The sequence below is a fragment of the Lutimaribacter degradans genome, assembly GCF_023703375.1.
Classification (GTDB): Bacteria; Pseudomonadota; Alphaproteobacteria; order Rhodobacterales; family Rhodobacteraceae; genus Lutimaribacter; species Lutimaribacter degradans.
In genome coordinates, this window is record NZ_JAMQGO010000003.1 from 292,640 (window position 1) to 308,753 (window position 16,114).

Below are 16,114 nucleotides of genomic sequence, written 5' to 3' on the forward strand. Positions count from 1 at the left end.
ATAGATGGTCTGGCTGTACTTCGTTATTTTTCTTGGTGCCTGCCTTGCGGCGGGTGCGACCGGTGCGATCTTTCCGCCGGGCCCGTGGTATCGGTCGCTGGACAAGCCCCGCTGGACCCCGCCCAACTGGCTGTTCCCTGTTGCCTGGACGACGATTTACATATGCATGGCCGCCGCTGGCGCGCGCGCCGCGATCAGCGGGCAGGGGACGCTCGCCCTGGTGCTGTGGTCGTTGCAGATTGCGCTGAACGGGCTTTGGACGCCGGTGTTTTTCGGGTTGCGGAATATCCGAGGCGGTATGTTGGTTCTGTCGCTTTTGTGGCTTAGCGTTGCGGTGACGATGCTGGCGCTTTGGCAGGCCGACTGGATCGCAGGGCTTTTGTTCCTGCCCTATCTGGGCTGGGTCTCGGTGGCGGGCGCGCTGAACCTTTCGGTATTGCGCCGCAACCCCGAGACCGCCGCGAACCCGCCGAAACTGGAACGCTGATCGGGGATTCGCGCGCTAGGACGGAAAAGACCACCTGGCCCGGCGCGGAACGCGAAAGGCCAGCATCGGCTTAAGCAGGGGCGAGCGAAAGCGGCGCAGATCCAGCGCTTCGTGCACGCCCACGCTTTCGACGCCCCCAAGCACCGTGCGCACCATCGAGCGGGAATAAAATGGCGCATCCAGCATGTTCATCACCTGTCGCGGCTGGCATCCTGCATCGCCCCGCGTTTCGCGCCGCACGGCCCACATGCTGCGTTTCATCGGGTGCAGCGGCGGAGGCGTGATAGCGCCGGCATTGCCCGCGCGGTCGAAATGCACAGCCTGCGCCAGGCGTGTGCCATCCAGCCGGGTCGCATCGTAAAAGCAGGTTGCCCCGTCGGCCTCAGGAAAGCGGCCCCATGTCCAGAACGCGAAATCCTGTTCCAGCGCGCGGGTGCCGAAATTGGCATCGAAATAGGCGTGGCCCTGCCATTGCCACCCCTTCGCTTCGAGCGCGACACTCACCCGCGCCACCGGTGCGAAGGGGCGCCAGACATGGGCGCCATCGGATGTCAGCGGCAGTTCGACCGATGTCACCGCTTCGGGCACGACCTCGATCGTGCCGCGCACGGGGGTGACCATGGGCAGCGCGCCCCATTCGTTTACCTCGATCAGCAGCTTGCCATCCTGCCAGCGCATCGCAGAGGGCCCCACTGTCAGTGCGCCACCCGTCTTGCGCAGCGCCGAACGCCCCCGGTCGGTCATGGTGAACCGCCCGCCTGGGCCATAGGTGGCCACGTTGATACAGCAATGGTTCTCGGGGTCGCGTCGGCCTGACCAGGCGTACCAGGGCGAAAACACCGAGCCGATGAACCCGATAACCGATAGCGCACGGCTGCCGCAATCGCTGATCGCATCAACATACCACCAGGCATAGCCGTTGGGCGGCACGTCTAGGTCAAAGTTCGGTCCTTCAATATCGCCGCGGCCGCATGCTGGCCTGAGAGCGTTGCCATCGGCACCCCTGCGCCCGGATGCGTCCCGCCGCCCACCAGGTACAGCCCGGCAATCGTCGTGCGTGCCCGTGGGCGTTTCAGCGACGCCGTCATCCCGTGCGGGGATTGCCCGTAAAGCGAGCCCGCGCTGGCCGGAAACAGCCGGTTCCAGTCCGATGGCGTGGTCAGCGCCTCGGGCCCCGGTTCGGCCCGGAACGTCAGCCCGAACCGGGCGAGCGTGGGGAATGTCCTTTGGTGGCATGTCTGGGCTTCCTTGTCGGGGCGTTGGGCATCGGTCAGGGGTGCAGCGTTGAGTATGATTTCGAACCGCTCGACCAGCGGCGGCGGTTGACCCTGTCCGCGATCCTGGGCGCAGACATAGATCGTGGGATCGGTGGGCATTTGTCCTGCCGCGATACTGGCGAACTCTTCGTCGGGGTCGGCGGCGAAAAAGACGTTGTGATGGGCCAGGTCAGGCCCCTCAGGCGTTGCGGCAAAGGCCCAGACGCGGGCCGACAGGCTGCGCCGGGTGGTCAGGGTTTGGGTGGCCACCTGTGCCACGCCGGTGCCAAGCGCGCAGGTCGCCAGCGCCCGCGGGTCGCCGTTGAATACCACCGTGTCGGCGGCCAAGCGCTCGCCGTTGATCAGCGTCACGCCGGTGACGCGGCCATTCCCGGTTTCGATCCGCGATACATCCGTGCCAAGGCGTAACACGGCCCCACGGGTTGCGGCCAGGTCGGCAATTGCGCGGGCAAGCGCTTGCATACCGCCGTCAACGGCCCAAACGCCCTGCTCCTCGGCGCGCCAGATCAGCGACAAGAGCGCGGGTGTCAGCCCCGGATGCCCGCCTACATAGGTGGCATAGCGGGCGAAAAGCTGTGCCAGGCGCATGTCGGAAAATCGCCTGCGTAGGTCGGTGCGCATGGTGGCGAGCGGCGCCATGGCCCAGATCAGGCCCGGGTCAAGCAGAACCCGGCCTGTCAGCCGTCCCACCGAAGGGTCGGGTGCGCGCATCATGGGCGCGTCGAACGCTGCATAAAGCCGTTCCATATCGGCGCAGAACCGGCGAAATTCATCTGCCGCGCGCGGCCCGGCGAAACCGTCTATCGCGTCGAGGTTCCGGCCACGGTTGTTCCACAGGGTCAAGTCGCTCCCATCGGGCCAGAAATGGCGTGCCAGCACGTTCTGCCTTGTCAGTGTCACGTGATCTTCCAGCCGCGCGCCTACATCGGCAAACAGGCTGTCGAACACCGGGCGCATGGTCAGCACCGTTGGCCCGGCATCGACCGGCCCTGCGGGGCTGTCCACCTGTCGCATCTTGCCGCCGGGATGGTTGTGGCGGTCAAGCACTGTCACCGCATGGCCCGCATGGGCCAGCCGCAGCGCACAGGCCAGCCCGCCGATTCCCGCGCCCACCACGATGGTGCGGGGCCGATCAGCCAGGTTTGTGCCGGTATCGAACATGGAGACAATTCTTGACTCGCGATTCAAAACTGTCCAGTTTGATTTACACATAGAGGAAAAATTCCTGACATTACGAGGGACGCCATGGGACTGAGCGAACGCATCGACAATGCCGTGATGCAGGCGGTGGCGACCGGGCAGGGCGGGGTCGCGCCGCGGCAACTGGCCGAGGCGCTCAGATATGCGACCACACCGGGTGGTGCCCGTATTCGGCCGACCATCCTGACATCGGTTGCGATGGCCTGTGGCGATGACCGACCGCAGATCACCGATGCCGCCGCCGCCGCGTTGGAACTGATCCACTGCGCATCGCTTGTCCATGATGACCTGCCCTGTTTCGATGATGCCGAAACGCGGCGCGGCAAGCCATCTGTGCATCGCGCCTACGGCCAACCGCTGGCGGTGCTGGCCGGTGACAGCCTGATCGTTCTGGCGTTCGAGGTGCTGGCCCGCGTGGCCCATCTTGATGCCGGGCGCAGCGCGCGGCTGGTGCTTACGCTGGCGCAGCGAACGGGTATGCCCAATGGCATCTGTGCCGGGCAAGGCTGGGAAAGCGAACCACAGGTCGATCTGCGTGCCTATCATCGGTCGAAAACCGGGGCGCTGTTCGTGGCTGCCACGCAGATGGGCGCCATTGCCGCTGGGCAAGAGCCCGACGACTGGGAGGAACTGGGTGCCCGCATCGGTGAAGCGTTCCAGGTGGCCGACGATTTGCGCGACGCGCTGTACGACTCCGACACGCTGGGCAAGCCTGCCGGGCAGGATGATCTGCACCGGCGCCCAAATGCGGTGTCCGAATTGGGGGTCGAGGGGGCGATCAAGCGCCTGACCGACATACTGTCCGGGGCCATCGCCTCGATCCCGTCATGCCCGGGCGAGGCGGCATTGGCGCAGATGGTGCGTATGCAAGCCGAGCGCCTTATCCCCGTCATCACACCCGTCGCAAAGTGAAACAGGTATAACCGATGGCCGACGGCGCCGCGCCCCGATCTGCCCCACGGCTGCGCGGGGCGCTCGCGCGGTTGATCGCGCGACCGGGGTTTCAAACCTGGGCAGCGCGTTTTCCGTTGACGCGCGGGCTGGTCCGTCGTGATGGAGCGGCAATTTTCCATATCGTGCAGGGCTTTGTCGAATCGCAAGCGTTGACCGCGCTGGTAAAGCTTGAAGTGCTCGATCACCTGACGGCCGGCCCCGCGCGGGTAGCAACCCTGGCTCATGCCGCGGACCTGTCCGAGGACAGGATGCAGATCTTGTGCCAGGCCGGAGCGGCGATGGGGCTGCTCAAACGCCGCCGTGACGGCCGCTTTGCCTTGGCACGCAAAGGTGCGGCGCTGCTGGGCGTGCCGGGCCTGCGCCAGATGATCGAACATCATGGCGCGTTCTACCGTGACATGGCCGACCCGGTGACCCTTTTGCAAGGCCAGCGGGAGACCGAGCTGGCGGCATTCTGGCCATACGTGTTCGGCGCGTCCGGCGCGGTCGACCCCGAGGTTACGCAGGCCTATTCCGACCTTATGGCTGACAGCCAGGCGTTGGTCGCGCAGGATACGTTGGCCATGGTCCCCTTGCGCGGCGTTTCGCATCTGATGGATGTGGGGGGTGGTACGGGTGCCTTTCTATCGGCGGTGGGGCGGGCCTATCCCGGCCTGACGATGACGCTGGTTGATCTGCCAACCGTGCTAGATGGCGCCCGCGCGCGTCTGGATCGGTTGGGCGTGGCGGGGCGCGTCATGCTGCGCCCTGCGTCATTTCGTGATGACGCGCTGCCGACAGGTGCCGATGCCATCAGCTTGATCAGGGTGCTTTACGATCATGAAGATACCACAGTGCGCGCCCTTCTGGCCAAGGTTCATGCCGCGCTGCCCCCGGGTGGTCGCCTGATCGTGTCAGAGCCGATGTCGGGTGGGGCGCGGCCCGATTCGGTCACCGACGTCTATTTTGCCTTTTACACCCTGGCGATGGGTACCGGGCGCACGCGCTCGGCGGCGCGAATCGCCGAGCTGTGCCGCGAAGCGGGATTCTCCGACATCCAGATTCCCCGCGCGTCACGCCCTTTCGTCACGTCTGTTGTGACGTGTGTCAAAGAAGATTGACGCTTTCTCTTGCGGGAACGTCAATAAATATTGACAGACGATAGTGTAAAGTTAAACTGACACTATATTGAAACAGGCGCAGCCGAGTCTTCCACGGGAAAATCGCTGCAACCCAATGCTTGGAGGAGACCATGCAAACATCCGTCGTCCTCCTGAACGGACCAAGGGATCTGAGGGTCGAGGTGCTGCCATTGACGCAGCCGGGGCCAAACGACCTTGTGGTTCGTATCGCTCATTCGGGAATCTCAACCGGCACCGAAAAGCTGTTCTGGTCGGGCCAGATGCCGCCCTTTCCCGGCATGGGGTACCCGCTTGTCCCCGGTTACGAAGCCGCCGGCGAGGTGATCGAGGCCGGGGCCGACACCGGGTTTCGCCCCGGTGACTGGGTCTTCGTGCCGGGTGCCAATTGCTATGAAGGCGCGTTCGGCCTGTTCGGGGGCGCAGCCAAGATGCTGGTCACCGATGCCGACCGGGTGACCCGCATAGATTCGGGGCTGGGGGCGCAGGGCGCGTTGTTGGCCCTGGCCGCCACCGCGCGCCATGCGCTGGCCGGAATGGACAAGACCGTGCCCGACCTGATCGTGGGTCACGGCGTACTGGGCCGTTTGCTGGCGCGGCTGACCATCGCCGCCGGTGCCCCTGCGCCCACCGTGTGGGAGATCAACCCCGACCGTGCCACGGGCGCCGAAGGTTACCAGGTGATCCACCCCGACACCGACAGCCGCCGCGATTACAACGCAATCTACGACGCCAGCGGTAACGGCGGCCTGCTGAACGATCTCGTGGGCCGCATCGCCAAGGGCGGGGAAATCGTGCTGGCCGGTTTCTACACCGAGCCGCTGCAATTCGCCTTTCCGCCCGCTTTCATGAAAGAGGCGCGGTTCCGCGTTGCCGCCGAGTGGGACAGGGCCGACCTCGCCGCCACCCGCGCGCTGGTGGAAAGCGGCGCGCTGTCGCTGGGTGGCCTGATCACCCACGAGGCGCCGGCCAGCGAGGCGCCCACCGCCTACACCACGGCATTCGAAGACCCGAATTGCCTGAAAATGATACTCAATTGGGAGCAAGCCGCATGAAGGACGACGTCGACAAGCGCGCGGATACGCGCGACGTGCCAAACCTGAAAGGCTATGACCAGCGCCTGAAAGACGAAGCTGCCGAGGAGGGGATGGAAATCCCTGCTGCCGAACCCACCAGCAAGACCCAGATCATCGCGATTTACGGCAAGGGCGGTATCGGCAAATCCTTCACGCTGGCGAACCTGTCACACATGATGGCCGAACAGGGCAAGCGCGTGCTGCTGATCGGCTGCGACCCGAAATCAGACACGACCAGCCTGCTGTTCGGCGGCAAGGCCTGCCCGACGATCATCGAAACCAGCACCAAGAAAAAGCTGGCCGGTGAAGAGGTCGCCATTGGCGATGTCTGTTTCAAGCGCGGCGGCGTCTTCGCGATGGAGCTGGGCGGCCCCGAGGTCGGTCGCGGCTGCGGTGGGCGCGGTATCATCCACGGTTTCGAACTGCTGGAAAAGCTGGGCTTCCATGACTGGGATTTCGACTACGTCCTGCTCGATTTCCTGGGCGACGTCGTCTGTGGCGGCTTTGGCCTGCCAATCGCGCGCGATATGGCGCAGAAGGTGATCCTGGTCGCGTCAAACGACCTGCAATCGCTTTACGTCGCGAACAACGTCTGCAGCGCGGTCGAGTATTTCCGCAAACTTGGCGGCAATGTCGGCGTCGCGGGTCTGGTGGTGAACAAGGACGACCATTCGGGCGAGGCGCAGGCCTTTGCCAAGGCGGTCGACATCCCGATCCTCGCCAGCATCCCGCAGGATGATGACCTGCGCAAGAAATCCGCCAATTACCAGATCGTCGGCACCGACGCCTCGCCTTGGGGTGCGCTGTTCGCCGAGCTTGGCGAGAACGTGGCCGTCGCGCCGCCGGTGCGTCCGACGCCGCTGGACCAGGACGGGTTGCTGGACCTGTTCGACGGGTCTGACACCGGCGAGGGCGTGGTGCTGGAACCGGCGACCGACACGGACATGCGCGGCAAGAACGCTGCGCCGATGAAATCCCTGGAAGTGGTCTACGACGATGTTTGACCTGGATGAGCTCGCCCGCTGGGACAAGGCCCTGAAGCAACTGGAACGGGCGCCGCACCCGGCGCCGAAAGGCAAGTGATGAGCCGCGAAGAGACATATGATACCGCCCACGAAACCGAGGTGACCCTTGGCACCGCGCCCGACGACAGCGCACCGCTGCTGGAAGGCGACCCGGGGCTGGGCTGTCATGCGGGCACGACCATGCAACAGGCCGCGCGCGATGCCGGACAGTCGGAGTTGCTCGACAAGTTCGCCGCCGATTATCCCACCGGCCCCCATGACAAGCCGCAATCCATGTGCCCGGCCTTTGGGTCGTTGCGGGTTGGCCTTCGGATGAAACGGGTTGCTACCGTCCTGTCGGGATCGGCCTGCTGCGTCTACGGCCTGACCTTTGTCAGCCACTTCTACGGTGCGCGGCGTTCCGTGGGATACGTGCCGTTCAACTCCGAAACGCTGGTCACCGGCAAGCTGTTCGAGGATATCCGCGACAGCGTGCACGAGCTGGCCGACCCCGAGCGCTATGACGCGGTGGTTGTCACCAACTTGTGCGTGCCCACCGCCAGTGGCGTGCCGCTGCGCCTGCTGCCGAATGAGATCAACGGTGTGCGCATCGTCGGCATCGACGTGCCGGGCTTTGGCGTACCGACCCATGCCGAGGCCAAGGATGTGCTGGCCGGTGCGATGCTGAAATACGCCCGGGAAGAGGCCGAGGCCGGCCCCGTGCCGCGCCCCGATGGCGGGACCGAAGACCGGCCCACCGTCACCCTGCTGGGCGAGATGTTCCCGGCCGACCCCATGATGATCGGCGCGATGCTGGCACCCATGGGGCTGGCGACCGGGCCGGTCGTACCCTGCCGCGAATGGCGCGAGCTCTATGCCGCGTTGGATGGCGGGGTAGTGGCGGCGATCCATCCGTTTTACACCGCCTCGGTGCGTGAATTCCAGGCTGCGGGCCGCCCGGTTGTCGGCTCGGCCCCGGTCGGGGTTTCGGGCACTCATGATTGGCTGGCGGCCATTGGTGATGCCTTTGGCCTCTCTGTCGCGCAGGTTGCCGCCGCGCAGAACGCGTTTGTTCCCGCGACCCGCGAGGCGCTGGACAAGGCCCCGATCAACGGCACCATCACCCTGTCAGGATACGAGGGCAGCGAATTGCTGGTGGCCCGGTTGCTGATCGAAAGCGGCGCTGATGTTCCTTACGTCGGCACCGCCTGCCCGAAAACGCCTTGGAACCAAGACGATGCCGCCTGGCTGGCCGATCGGGGGGTGAAGGTGAAATTCCGCGCCTCGCTCGAAGATGATTGCGCCGCGATGGAGGCGATCAAGCCGAACCTCGCCATCGGCACAACGCCCGTGGTGCAAAAGGCGAAGGAACTGACAATCCCGGCGCTGTATTTCACCAACCTTATCTCGGCCCGTCCCCTGATGGGGCCTGCGGGTGCCGGCAGCCTGGCCGAGGTGATCAACGCCGCGATGGCCAACAAGGACCGCATGGACCACATGGCCGAGTTCTTTGACGGGGTGGGCAGCGGCGATACCGCCGGTATCTGGGAAGGGTCGCCCAACCTGCGCCCCGATTTCCGCGCCCAGCATCAAAAGAAGCTCGACAAGCTGGCCCGTGCCGCCAAAGCGCAGGAGATGATCTGATGCTTGTTCAGGATCATGATCGCGCGGGTGGTTACTGGGGCGCCGTTTACGCCTTTACCGCCGTCAAGGGATTGCAGGTGGTCATCGACGGACCCGTAGGCTGTGAAAACCTGCCGGTGACATCGGTGCTGCATTACACCGATGCGCTGCCGCCGCATGAATTGCCCATCGTCGTGACCGGCCTCGCCGAAGAGGAAATGGGCAAAGGCACAGAAGAGGCAATGGAACGCGCATGGAAGGTGCTGGACCCGGCCTTGCCCGCGGTGGTTGTCACGGGCTCGATCGCGGAAATGATTGGTGGTGGTGTCACGCCGCAGGGCACGAATATCCAACGGTTTCTGCCACGCACCATCGACGAGGATCAGTGGCAAAGCGCGGACCGCGCGATGACCTGGATCTTTACCGAATTCGGCATGACCAAGGGTCGCATGCCGCCCGAGAAGAAGCGTGAAGAGGGCGCCGCCCCCCGCGTCAATATCCTCGGGCCGATGTACGGAACGTTCAACATGCCCTCCGACCTGGCCGAGATCCGCCGCCTGGTTGAGGGGATCGGCGCAGAGGTCAACATGGTAATGCCGCTGGGCAGCCACTTGGCCGAAATGCGTAACCTCGTGAATGCCGATGTGAATATCTGCATGTATCGTGAGTTTGGTCGTGGTTTGGCCGAGGTTCTGGGCAAACCCTATCTACAGGCACCCATCGGCATAGACAGCACAACGCGCTTTCTGCGCAAGCTGGGAGACTTGCTGGGGCTTGACCCGGAACCGTTCATCGCCCGCGAAAAACATTCGACCATCAAACCCGTGTGGGATCTGTGGCGCAGCGTGACGCAGGATTTCTTTGCAACCGCCAGCTTTGCCATCGTGGCGAATGAAACATACGCCCGCGGTATCCGGCATTACATGGAAAGCGATCTGGGCTTGCCCTGTGCCTTTGCCGTGGCGCGGACAGCCGGGGCCAAGACCAATAACGAGGAAGTGCGCGCGCTGATGCACCAAAAGCGCCCGCTTATCGTGATGGGGTCGATCAACGAGAAAATGTACCTCGCCGAGATGAAGGCCGGGCACGGGCCGCAACCCGCGTTCATTCCGGCCAGCTTTCCCGGCGCGGCGATCCGGCGGCATACCGGCACACCATTCATGGGTTACGCCGGGGCCACCTACGTATTGCAAGAAGTGTGCAATGGCCTGTTCGATGCGCTGTTCCACATCCTGCCGCTGGGCAGCCAGATGGACGAGGCGCCTGCCACGCCCACCAAGCTGCGCCGCGATTTCCCCTGGGATGCCGACGCGCAGGCCGAGCTGGACCGCATCGTGGCCAGCCACCCGGTTCTGACCCGCATTTCCGCCGCCAAGCAACTGCGCGATGCCGCCGAAGAGCGCGCGTTGCAGCAGGGCGACGAGCGCGTGGTGATCGAAACAATCAAGGCTTTGGCGCCACAACGCGCCACGGCTGAAACGAAATAACCAAAGGGAGGACGCCACATGACCGATGTGACCTCGAAACTGCCGACCCGGCCCAGCCGGTGCATCTCGCGCCGCAGCGCGGAATTCCGGGTGTTTTTTGCCCTGTTCTTTGTCGTGGCGATTCCGTTCGCGACGATATCGTGGGTGCGGGCCGTGGCGCGCGAAAGAACCTTGATCACGCGGGGCCCGCTGGCCCGCGCCTGGGCCGAGGCCGATCGCATCACGCCCATCGTATTCTCGGTCTGACAAGGCCGAACCCGAGACTGACCATTCCTTAGGGATGGACAGGCCTGAAGGGTGTCGAAAGGCACCTGGATGGACCCTGCCGTGAGGGGTTCACGGCGTCAGCATAACGTTCCGGAGGAAAGTTCATGGCTGATAATACCGACCTGTCCTTCACAGGTCTTACCGACGAGCAAGCCCAAGAGCTGCATTCCGTCTATATGAGCGGCCTCTGGCTGTTCACGGCGGTTGCAGTGGTTGCCCACCTGGCAACCTACATCTGGGCACCGTGGTTCTGAGGGGAGCAGAGAAATGGCAAAGTTCTACAAGATCTGGCTGGTTTTCGACCCCCGTCGGGTGTTCGTCGCGCAGGGCGTTTTCCTGTTCCTGCTGGCGGTGATGATTCACCTGGTGGTGCTGTCAAACGGCATCAACTGGTTCGAAAACGCCGCCGCATCGCGCGCCGCAGCAAGCGAGTGATCGCGGGGCATGAATGCCCATCCATGACCGCTGCGGGCGGCGCGTCCGCCCGCAGCGAACCAAGGCAATAACGACGGCTAAGGTCTGGACAGGCCGCGCCGCCAAACGCGGAGACTTAGGAAGATGGCGCTGCTCAGCTTCGAAAAAAAGTATCGCGTCCGCGGAGGGACGCTGATCGGCGGCGATCTGTTCGACTTCTGGGTGGGGCCCTTTTACGTGGGCTTCTTCGGGGTCACGACCGCCTTTTTCGCCATTCTTGGCACAATCCTCATTTTCTGGGGGGCTGCCCAGCAGGGCACGTGGAACCCCTGGCTTATCAATATCGCGCCGCCTGACCTGTCTTACGGGCTGGGCATCGCACCGCTGAACGAGGGCGGGCTGTGGCAGTTCATCACGATCTGCGCCACCGCATCCTTCATCAGTTGGGCCCTGCGCGAGGTCGAGATCTGCCGAAAGCTCGGGATAGGGTATCACGTGCCCTTCGCCTTCAGCTTTGCGATCCTGGCTTACGTGACGCTGGTCATCTTTCGCCCGCTTTTGATGGGAGCGTGGGGGCACGGGTTTCCTTATGGCATCTTCAGCCACCTGGATTGGGTCAGCAACACCGGCTACGCCTATCTGCACTTTCACTACAACCCGGCACACATGCTGGCGGTGACGCTGTTTTTCACCACCACGCTGGCGCTGGCGCTGCATGGCGGCCTGATCCTGTCGGCGGCGAACCCCGAGAAGGGCGAAATCGCCAAGACGCCCGACCACGAGGACACGTTTTTCCGCGACTTCATCGGCTACTCGGTCGGCACGCTGGGCATTCACCGCCTTGGGTTCCTGCTGGCGATCAACGCCGTGTTCTTCAGCGCGGTTTGCATCATCATTTCCGGCCCCGTCTGGACGGCTGGCTGGCCCGAATGGTGGAACTGGTGGCTTGAGCTGCCGATCTGGCCCTCTCAGGTGGGAATGTAACAATGGCCGAATATCAAAACATATTCACGCAGGTGCAGGTGCGCGGACAGCCCGAATGGGGCACCGACGACCTCGGCACCCTGATGGAAGACCGCGCCGGCACGCCGTTCTTTTCCTCCCTTCTGGGGTGGTTCGGCAACGCGCAGCTGGGACCGATCAATATCGGCATGGTCGGCGTTGCGTCGATTGCGTCGGGGTTGGTCTGGTTTGTCATCGTCGGCATGAACATGCTGGCGCAGGTCGATTACTCGATCCCCGAATTCATCCGGCAGCTATTCTGGCTGGCGCTTGAGCCGCCCAGCCCCGAATACGGGCTGCGTATTCCACCGCTGAACGATGGCGGTTGGTATATCATCTCCAGCTTCTTCCTGCTGGTCTCGGTGATGCTGTGGTGGTTGCGGTCGTGGCAACTGGCGGCCGAGCAGAAGATGGGCAAGCACGTATTCTGGGCGTTCGGGTCGGCGATCTGGCTGTTCCTTGTACTGGGCCTGTTCCGCCCGATCCTTATGGGATCATGGTCCGAGGCCGTGCCCTATGGCATCTTCCCGCACCTCGATTGGACGACTGCGTTCTCGATCCGGTACGGCAACCTCTATTACAACCCGTTCCACTGTCTTTCGATCGTGTTCCTTTACGGTTCTGTGCTGCTTTTCGCCATGCATGGCGCCACCATCCTGGCCGTTACCCGCTTCGGTGGCGACCGTGAACTGGAACAGATCTACGACCGGGGCACGGCTACCGAACGCGCCGCCTTGTTCTGGCGCTGGACCATGGGCTTCAATGCCACGATGGAAGGAATCCATCGCTGGGCGTGGTGGTTTGCGGTTCTCACCCCCATCACGGGCGGTATCGGCATCCTGTTGACCGGAACCGTGGTGGATAATTGGTTCATCTGGGCGCAAGAGCACCATTTCGCCCCCATGTATGACGGTTCGTATGGCTACGAGGATTTCCGCTCCTACGAATCCTTCATCGGACAGGAGGGCTGAGTCATGTTTCCCAAGTGGTTTTCCAAGTGGAATTCCGAGCACCCCACCAACATCTACGGCCCCGGCATTCTTGTCGGGGGCGTGGGCGGGGCGGTCGTGGTCGCGGCGCTGCTGGTCAGTTGGGGGCAACCCTTTGCCACCGACAGCCTGCAAACCGGCCCGCGCGGCACCGGCATGTCGGTTCCCGAGTTCGAGGCCGACCTTGCGACCCCCGACCCGGCGATCGAGGCGGTGTTCGAAAACCAGCCGTTCCTTCCCCAGGGCGATGAGCCGCTGGCCCGTGACATTTACGAAAATGTCCAGGTGCTGGGTGACTTGACCGAGGATAATTTCAACCGCCTGATGCTGGCCATGACCGAATGGGTCGCGCCGGACGAGGGCTGTGCCTATTGTCACGGTGACGTCGAGCTCGAGGAATATGGCAGCGACGACCTTTATACCAAGGTCGTGTCGCGCCGCATGATCGAGATGACCCAGAATATCAACGAGAACTGGGATGGTCACGTCAACGCTAACAAAGAGGTGGGCGTGACCTGTTACACCTGCCATCGCGGCGAAAACGTGCCCAGTGACATCTGGTTCCGTCTTGGCCCGCTCACAAGCGCCACGGCCGGTTGGTCAGCGGTTCAAAACAGGGTGACGGTGCAATCGCAATCGACCTCGCTGCCATCGGATGCGCTGGAATCCTACCTGCTGGAGTACGAGCGTATCGGTGTGCACAACCTGGAAAGTCGCGTTTCCGAAGACGTGACCGACCCGGATGTGCCGACCTGGCAGAACACCGAGCGAACCTATTCGCTGATGAATTACTTCAGCAACTCGCTGGGTGTGAATTGCGTGTTCTGTCACAACAGCCGGGCCTTTTATGACCCCGCGCAAGTGACGCCGCAATGGTCGACCGCCAGCCTTGGCATCGCGATGGTGCAAGAGATGAACAACGACTACCTCGTGCCGTTGAAAGACGTCTACCCCGAGCACCGCCTGGGCCCGGTCTTTGCCGACGCGCCCAAGGCCGCCTGCAAGACCTGCCACAAGGGTTACCAGCAACCGCTCCAGGGCCTGAACGTCATTGCCGACTGGCCAGAACTGGCCACGACCGGCGCGCCGGATTACGCCCCGGCCACGCAATAGGGCAGCACGCTGTCCTCGCCTCGTTCGGTTCCCGATTGTGTCCCGGGGGCCGGACATCGGGGGAAACCCCGGGTCCCTTCCTGTTGGCGACAGGAGCCTGGCGCCGCATCCGGGACACACTCGGATGCGGTGCCTTGGTTTTCCAAGATAAGGAGTCACGTGATGACCCGTCCCGATACACCCACCCTCGACAAGGTCGCTGGCCCGGCTGACCTGCGCGCGCTCGGCGATGCCCAGTTGAAACGACTGTCGGACGAACTGCGGGCCGAGCTGATCTCGGCCGTCAGCGAAACGGGCGGGCATCTGGGGTCAAGCCTGGGTGTGGTCGAGTTGACCGTGGCGATCCACGCGATTTTCAACACCCCTATGGACAAGCTGATCTGGGATGTGGGCCACCAGTGCTATCCCCACAAGATCCTGACCGGCCGGCGCGACCGTATCCGCACCCTGCGTCAGAAAGACGGGCTGTCGGGTTTCACCAAGCGTGACGAAAGCGAGTATGACCCGTTCGGCGCGGCCCATTCCAGCACCTCGATCTCTGCCGCCCTGGGGTTTACCCTGGGTCGCGATATGGGTCAGCCGACGGGTGACGCCATCGCCGTGATAGGTGACGGGGCAATCTCGGCCGGCATGGCCTACGAGGCCTTGAACAACGCGGGTGCCGCGGGGCGGCGGATGTTCGTCATTCTCAATGACAACGAGATGAGCATCGCGCCCCCGGTTGGTGCGATGTCGTCATATCTGAGCGGTCTTTACGCGAACGAGCCGCTGGCAAGGATGCGCAGCCTGGCCGAGGGGGTCGAGGCCGCGCTGCCCCAACCGATGCGCGAAGGTGCCCGACGCGCCCGGCAGCTTGTGACCGGCGGCATGGCAGGGCAGGGCACCTTGTTCGAGGAACTGGGCTTCGACTATATCGGGCCGATAGATGGCCATGATCTGGGCCAGCTGTTGCCGGTACTGCGCGCGGCGCGCGCGCGCGCCACGCGCCCTACCCTCATTCATGTCTGCACGGTCAAGGGCAAGGGCTATGCCCCTGCCGAAAGCGCCGCGTGCAAGTATCACGGCGTATCCAAGTTCGACCCCATCACCGGCACGCAGGCCAAATCGGCGCCGGGCGCGCCCAGCTATACGGCGGTATTCGGCCAGGCGTTGACCGAGGCTGCCGCGCGTGACCCGCGTATCGTGGCGGTCACGGCGGCCATGCCCGGGGGGACCGGCCTCGACAAGATGGCCGGCCGGTTCCCCGCCCGCGTGCATGACGTGGGCATTGCGGAACAGCACGCGGTGACATTTGCCGCTGGCATGGCGGCCAGCGGGTTGCGCCCCTTTGCGGCGATCTATTCCACGTTCTTGCAACGCGGTTATGATCAGGTCGTGCACGACGTTGCCCTTCAGGGGCTGCCTGTGCGCTTCGCCATCGACCGGGCGGGGCTGGTCGGGGCCGACGGCGCCACCCATGCCGGCGCCTACGACCTGGCGTTCCTGTGCAACCTGCCGGGCTTTACCGTGATGGCGGCGGGTGACGAAGCCGAGTTGATGCATATGGTCGCGACCGCTGCCGAATTCGACGTGGGGCCGATCGCCTTTCGCTATCCCCGCGGCGCTGGCGAAGGTGTCGCGCTGCCCGAGCGGGGCGAGGTGCTGGAAATCGGCAAGGGCCGGGTGTTGGCCGAGGGCACTGACCTGGCCATCCTGTCGCTTGGTGGCCATCTGGGCGAGTGCCGCCGCGCGGCCGCCGCGTTGGAGGGCGATGGCATTAGCGTGACGCTGGCCGATGCGCGGTTTGCCAAGCCGCTTGATCGTGAGCTGTTGGGTCGGCTGGCCCGCGACCACCGTGCCCTGATTACCGTGGAACAAGGTGTTCAGGGTGGCTTTGGCGCGATGGTGCTGCATGATCTGTCGGCCAGCGGCTTGCTGGATCGTGGCGGCTTGTCGGTGCGCACGCTGACGCTGCCCGACCATGTCATTCACCAGGCAAGCCCCGGCGCCATGTATGCCGATGCGGGCCTGACTGCCGATAGCATCGCGGCCACGGCGCGTGCCATCCTGCGCCCGGCCACAGCCAGCGTTGTGAACTTGACCAGCGTGATCTAGCGCGGCGGC

16 protein-coding genes are annotated in these 16,114 nt (G+C 64.0%); 14 read left to right on the forward strand and 2 right to left on the reverse strand.

Annotated features, from left to right (window positions below):
* The first annotated feature begins 4 nt into the window (after positions 1–4).
* Positions 5–487: a tryptophan-rich sensory protein TspO gene (tspO, locus tag M8744_RS07735; protein ID WP_251412072.1), complete on the forward strand. Its 483-nt coding sequence runs from the start codon at positions 5–7 to the stop codon at positions 485–487.
* A gap of 15 nt (positions 488–502) precedes the next feature.
* Here the strand turns inward: tspO and crtC are convergent, their stop codons facing one another.
* Together crtC and crtD are read right to left on the reverse strand one after the other, a co-directional pair.
* The gene (gene crtC, locus M8744_RS07740) at positions 503–1,378 is read right to left on the reverse strand and encodes a carotenoid 1,2-hydratase (RefSeq protein ID WP_251412487.1); all 876 of its coding nucleotides are present in this window, start codon (positions 1,376–1,378) and stop codon (positions 503–505) included.
* 41 nt (positions 1,379–1,419) lie between these two features.
* A complete protein-coding gene (gene crtD / locus M8744_RS07745; RefSeq protein ID WP_251412076.1) occupies positions 1,420–2,925 on the reverse strand; it encodes a 1-hydroxycarotenoid 3,4-desaturase CrtD in 1,506 nt (501 codons plus the stop codon).
* 84 nt (positions 2,926–3,009) lie between these two features.
* On the opposite strand from crtD, the gene M8744_RS07750 reads away from it, so the two are divergent.
* The 13 genes from M8744_RS07750 (at position 3,010) to dxs (ending at position 16,105) form a co-directional block, all read left to right on the forward strand.
* Complete coding sequence (locus M8744_RS07750; protein ID WP_251412079.1) at positions 3,010–3,876, forward strand: polyprenyl synthetase family protein; 867 nt, start codon at positions 3,010–3,012, stop codon at positions 3,874–3,876.
* Between the two features lie 14 nt (positions 3,877–3,890).
* Positions 3,891–5,018 (forward strand): acetylserotonin O-methyltransferase, encoded by a 1,128-nt coding sequence (locus M8744_RS07755; protein WP_251412082.1) that lies wholly within the window; start codon positions 3,891–3,893, stop codon positions 5,016–5,018.
* A gap of 131 nt (positions 5,019–5,149) precedes the next feature.
* Positions 5,150–6,091 carry a chlorophyll synthesis pathway protein BchC gene (gene bchC, locus M8744_RS07760; protein ID WP_251412085.1) on the forward strand — a complete coding sequence of 314 codons (942 nt, stop codon included), beginning with the start codon at positions 5,150–5,152 and terminating at the stop codon, positions 6,089–6,091.
* Entirely contained in the window at positions 6,088–7,116 is a 1,029-nt protein-coding gene (locus M8744_RS07765; RefSeq protein ID WP_251412088.1) for a chlorophyllide a reductase iron protein subunit X, read from the forward strand. The genes bchC and M8744_RS07765 overlap by 4 nt, the downstream gene beginning before the upstream one ends.
* Before the next feature lie 78 nt (positions 7,117–7,194).
* Positions 7,195–8,760: a chlorophyllide a reductase subunit Y gene (gene bchY / locus M8744_RS07770; RefSeq protein WP_251412091.1), complete on the forward strand. Its 1,566-nt coding sequence runs from the start codon at positions 7,195–7,197 to the stop codon at positions 8,758–8,760.
* On the forward strand, positions 8,760–10,226 hold the full coding sequence (bchZ, locus tag M8744_RS07775; RefSeq protein WP_251412094.1) for a chlorophyllide a reductase subunit Z: 1,467 nt from the start codon (positions 8,760–8,762) through the stop codon (positions 10,224–10,226). The genes bchY and bchZ overlap by 1 nt, the downstream gene beginning before the upstream one ends.
* Before the next feature lie 18 nt (positions 10,227–10,244).
* Positions 10,245–10,472: a cytochrome PufQ gene (pufQ, locus tag M8744_RS07780; protein ID WP_251412110.1), complete on the forward strand. Its 228-nt coding sequence runs from the start codon at positions 10,245–10,247 to the stop codon at positions 10,470–10,472.
* Between the two features lie 125 nt (positions 10,473–10,597).
* Positions 10,598–10,747, forward strand: a complete 150-nt coding sequence (gene pufB, locus M8744_RS07785) for a light-harvesting antenna LH1, beta subunit (RefSeq protein WP_024808877.1) — start codon at positions 10,598–10,600, stop codon at positions 10,745–10,747.
* 13 nt (positions 10,748–10,760) lie between these two features.
* On the forward strand, positions 10,761–10,928 hold the full coding sequence (gene pufA / locus M8744_RS07790) for a light-harvesting antenna LH1, alpha subunit (RefSeq protein ID WP_090030292.1): 168 nt from the start codon (positions 10,761–10,763) through the stop codon (positions 10,926–10,928).
* Between the two features lie 123 nt (positions 10,929–11,051).
* On the forward strand, positions 11,052–11,891 hold the full coding sequence (gene pufL / locus M8744_RS07795) for a photosynthetic reaction center subunit L (RefSeq protein ID WP_251412113.1): 840 nt from the start codon (positions 11,052–11,054) through the stop codon (positions 11,889–11,891).
* A gap of 2 nt (positions 11,892–11,893) precedes the next feature.
* The gene (pufM, locus tag M8744_RS07800) at positions 11,894–12,880 is read left to right on the forward strand and encodes a photosynthetic reaction center subunit M (protein ID WP_251412116.1); all 987 of its coding nucleotides are present in this window, start codon (positions 11,894–11,896) and stop codon (positions 12,878–12,880) included.
* Positions 12,881–12,883: 3 nt separating this feature from the next.
* Positions 12,884–14,011 (forward strand): photosynthetic reaction center cytochrome PufC, encoded by a 1,128-nt coding sequence (gene pufC / locus M8744_RS07805; protein ID WP_251412119.1) that lies wholly within the window; start codon positions 12,884–12,886, stop codon positions 14,009–14,011.
* 162 nt (positions 14,012–14,173) lie between these two features.
* Positions 14,174–16,105, forward strand: a complete 1,932-nt coding sequence (dxs, locus tag M8744_RS07810) for a 1-deoxy-D-xylulose-5-phosphate synthase (protein WP_251412132.1) — start codon at positions 14,174–14,176, stop codon at positions 16,103–16,105.
* Positions 16,106–16,114 lie beyond the last annotated feature (9 nt).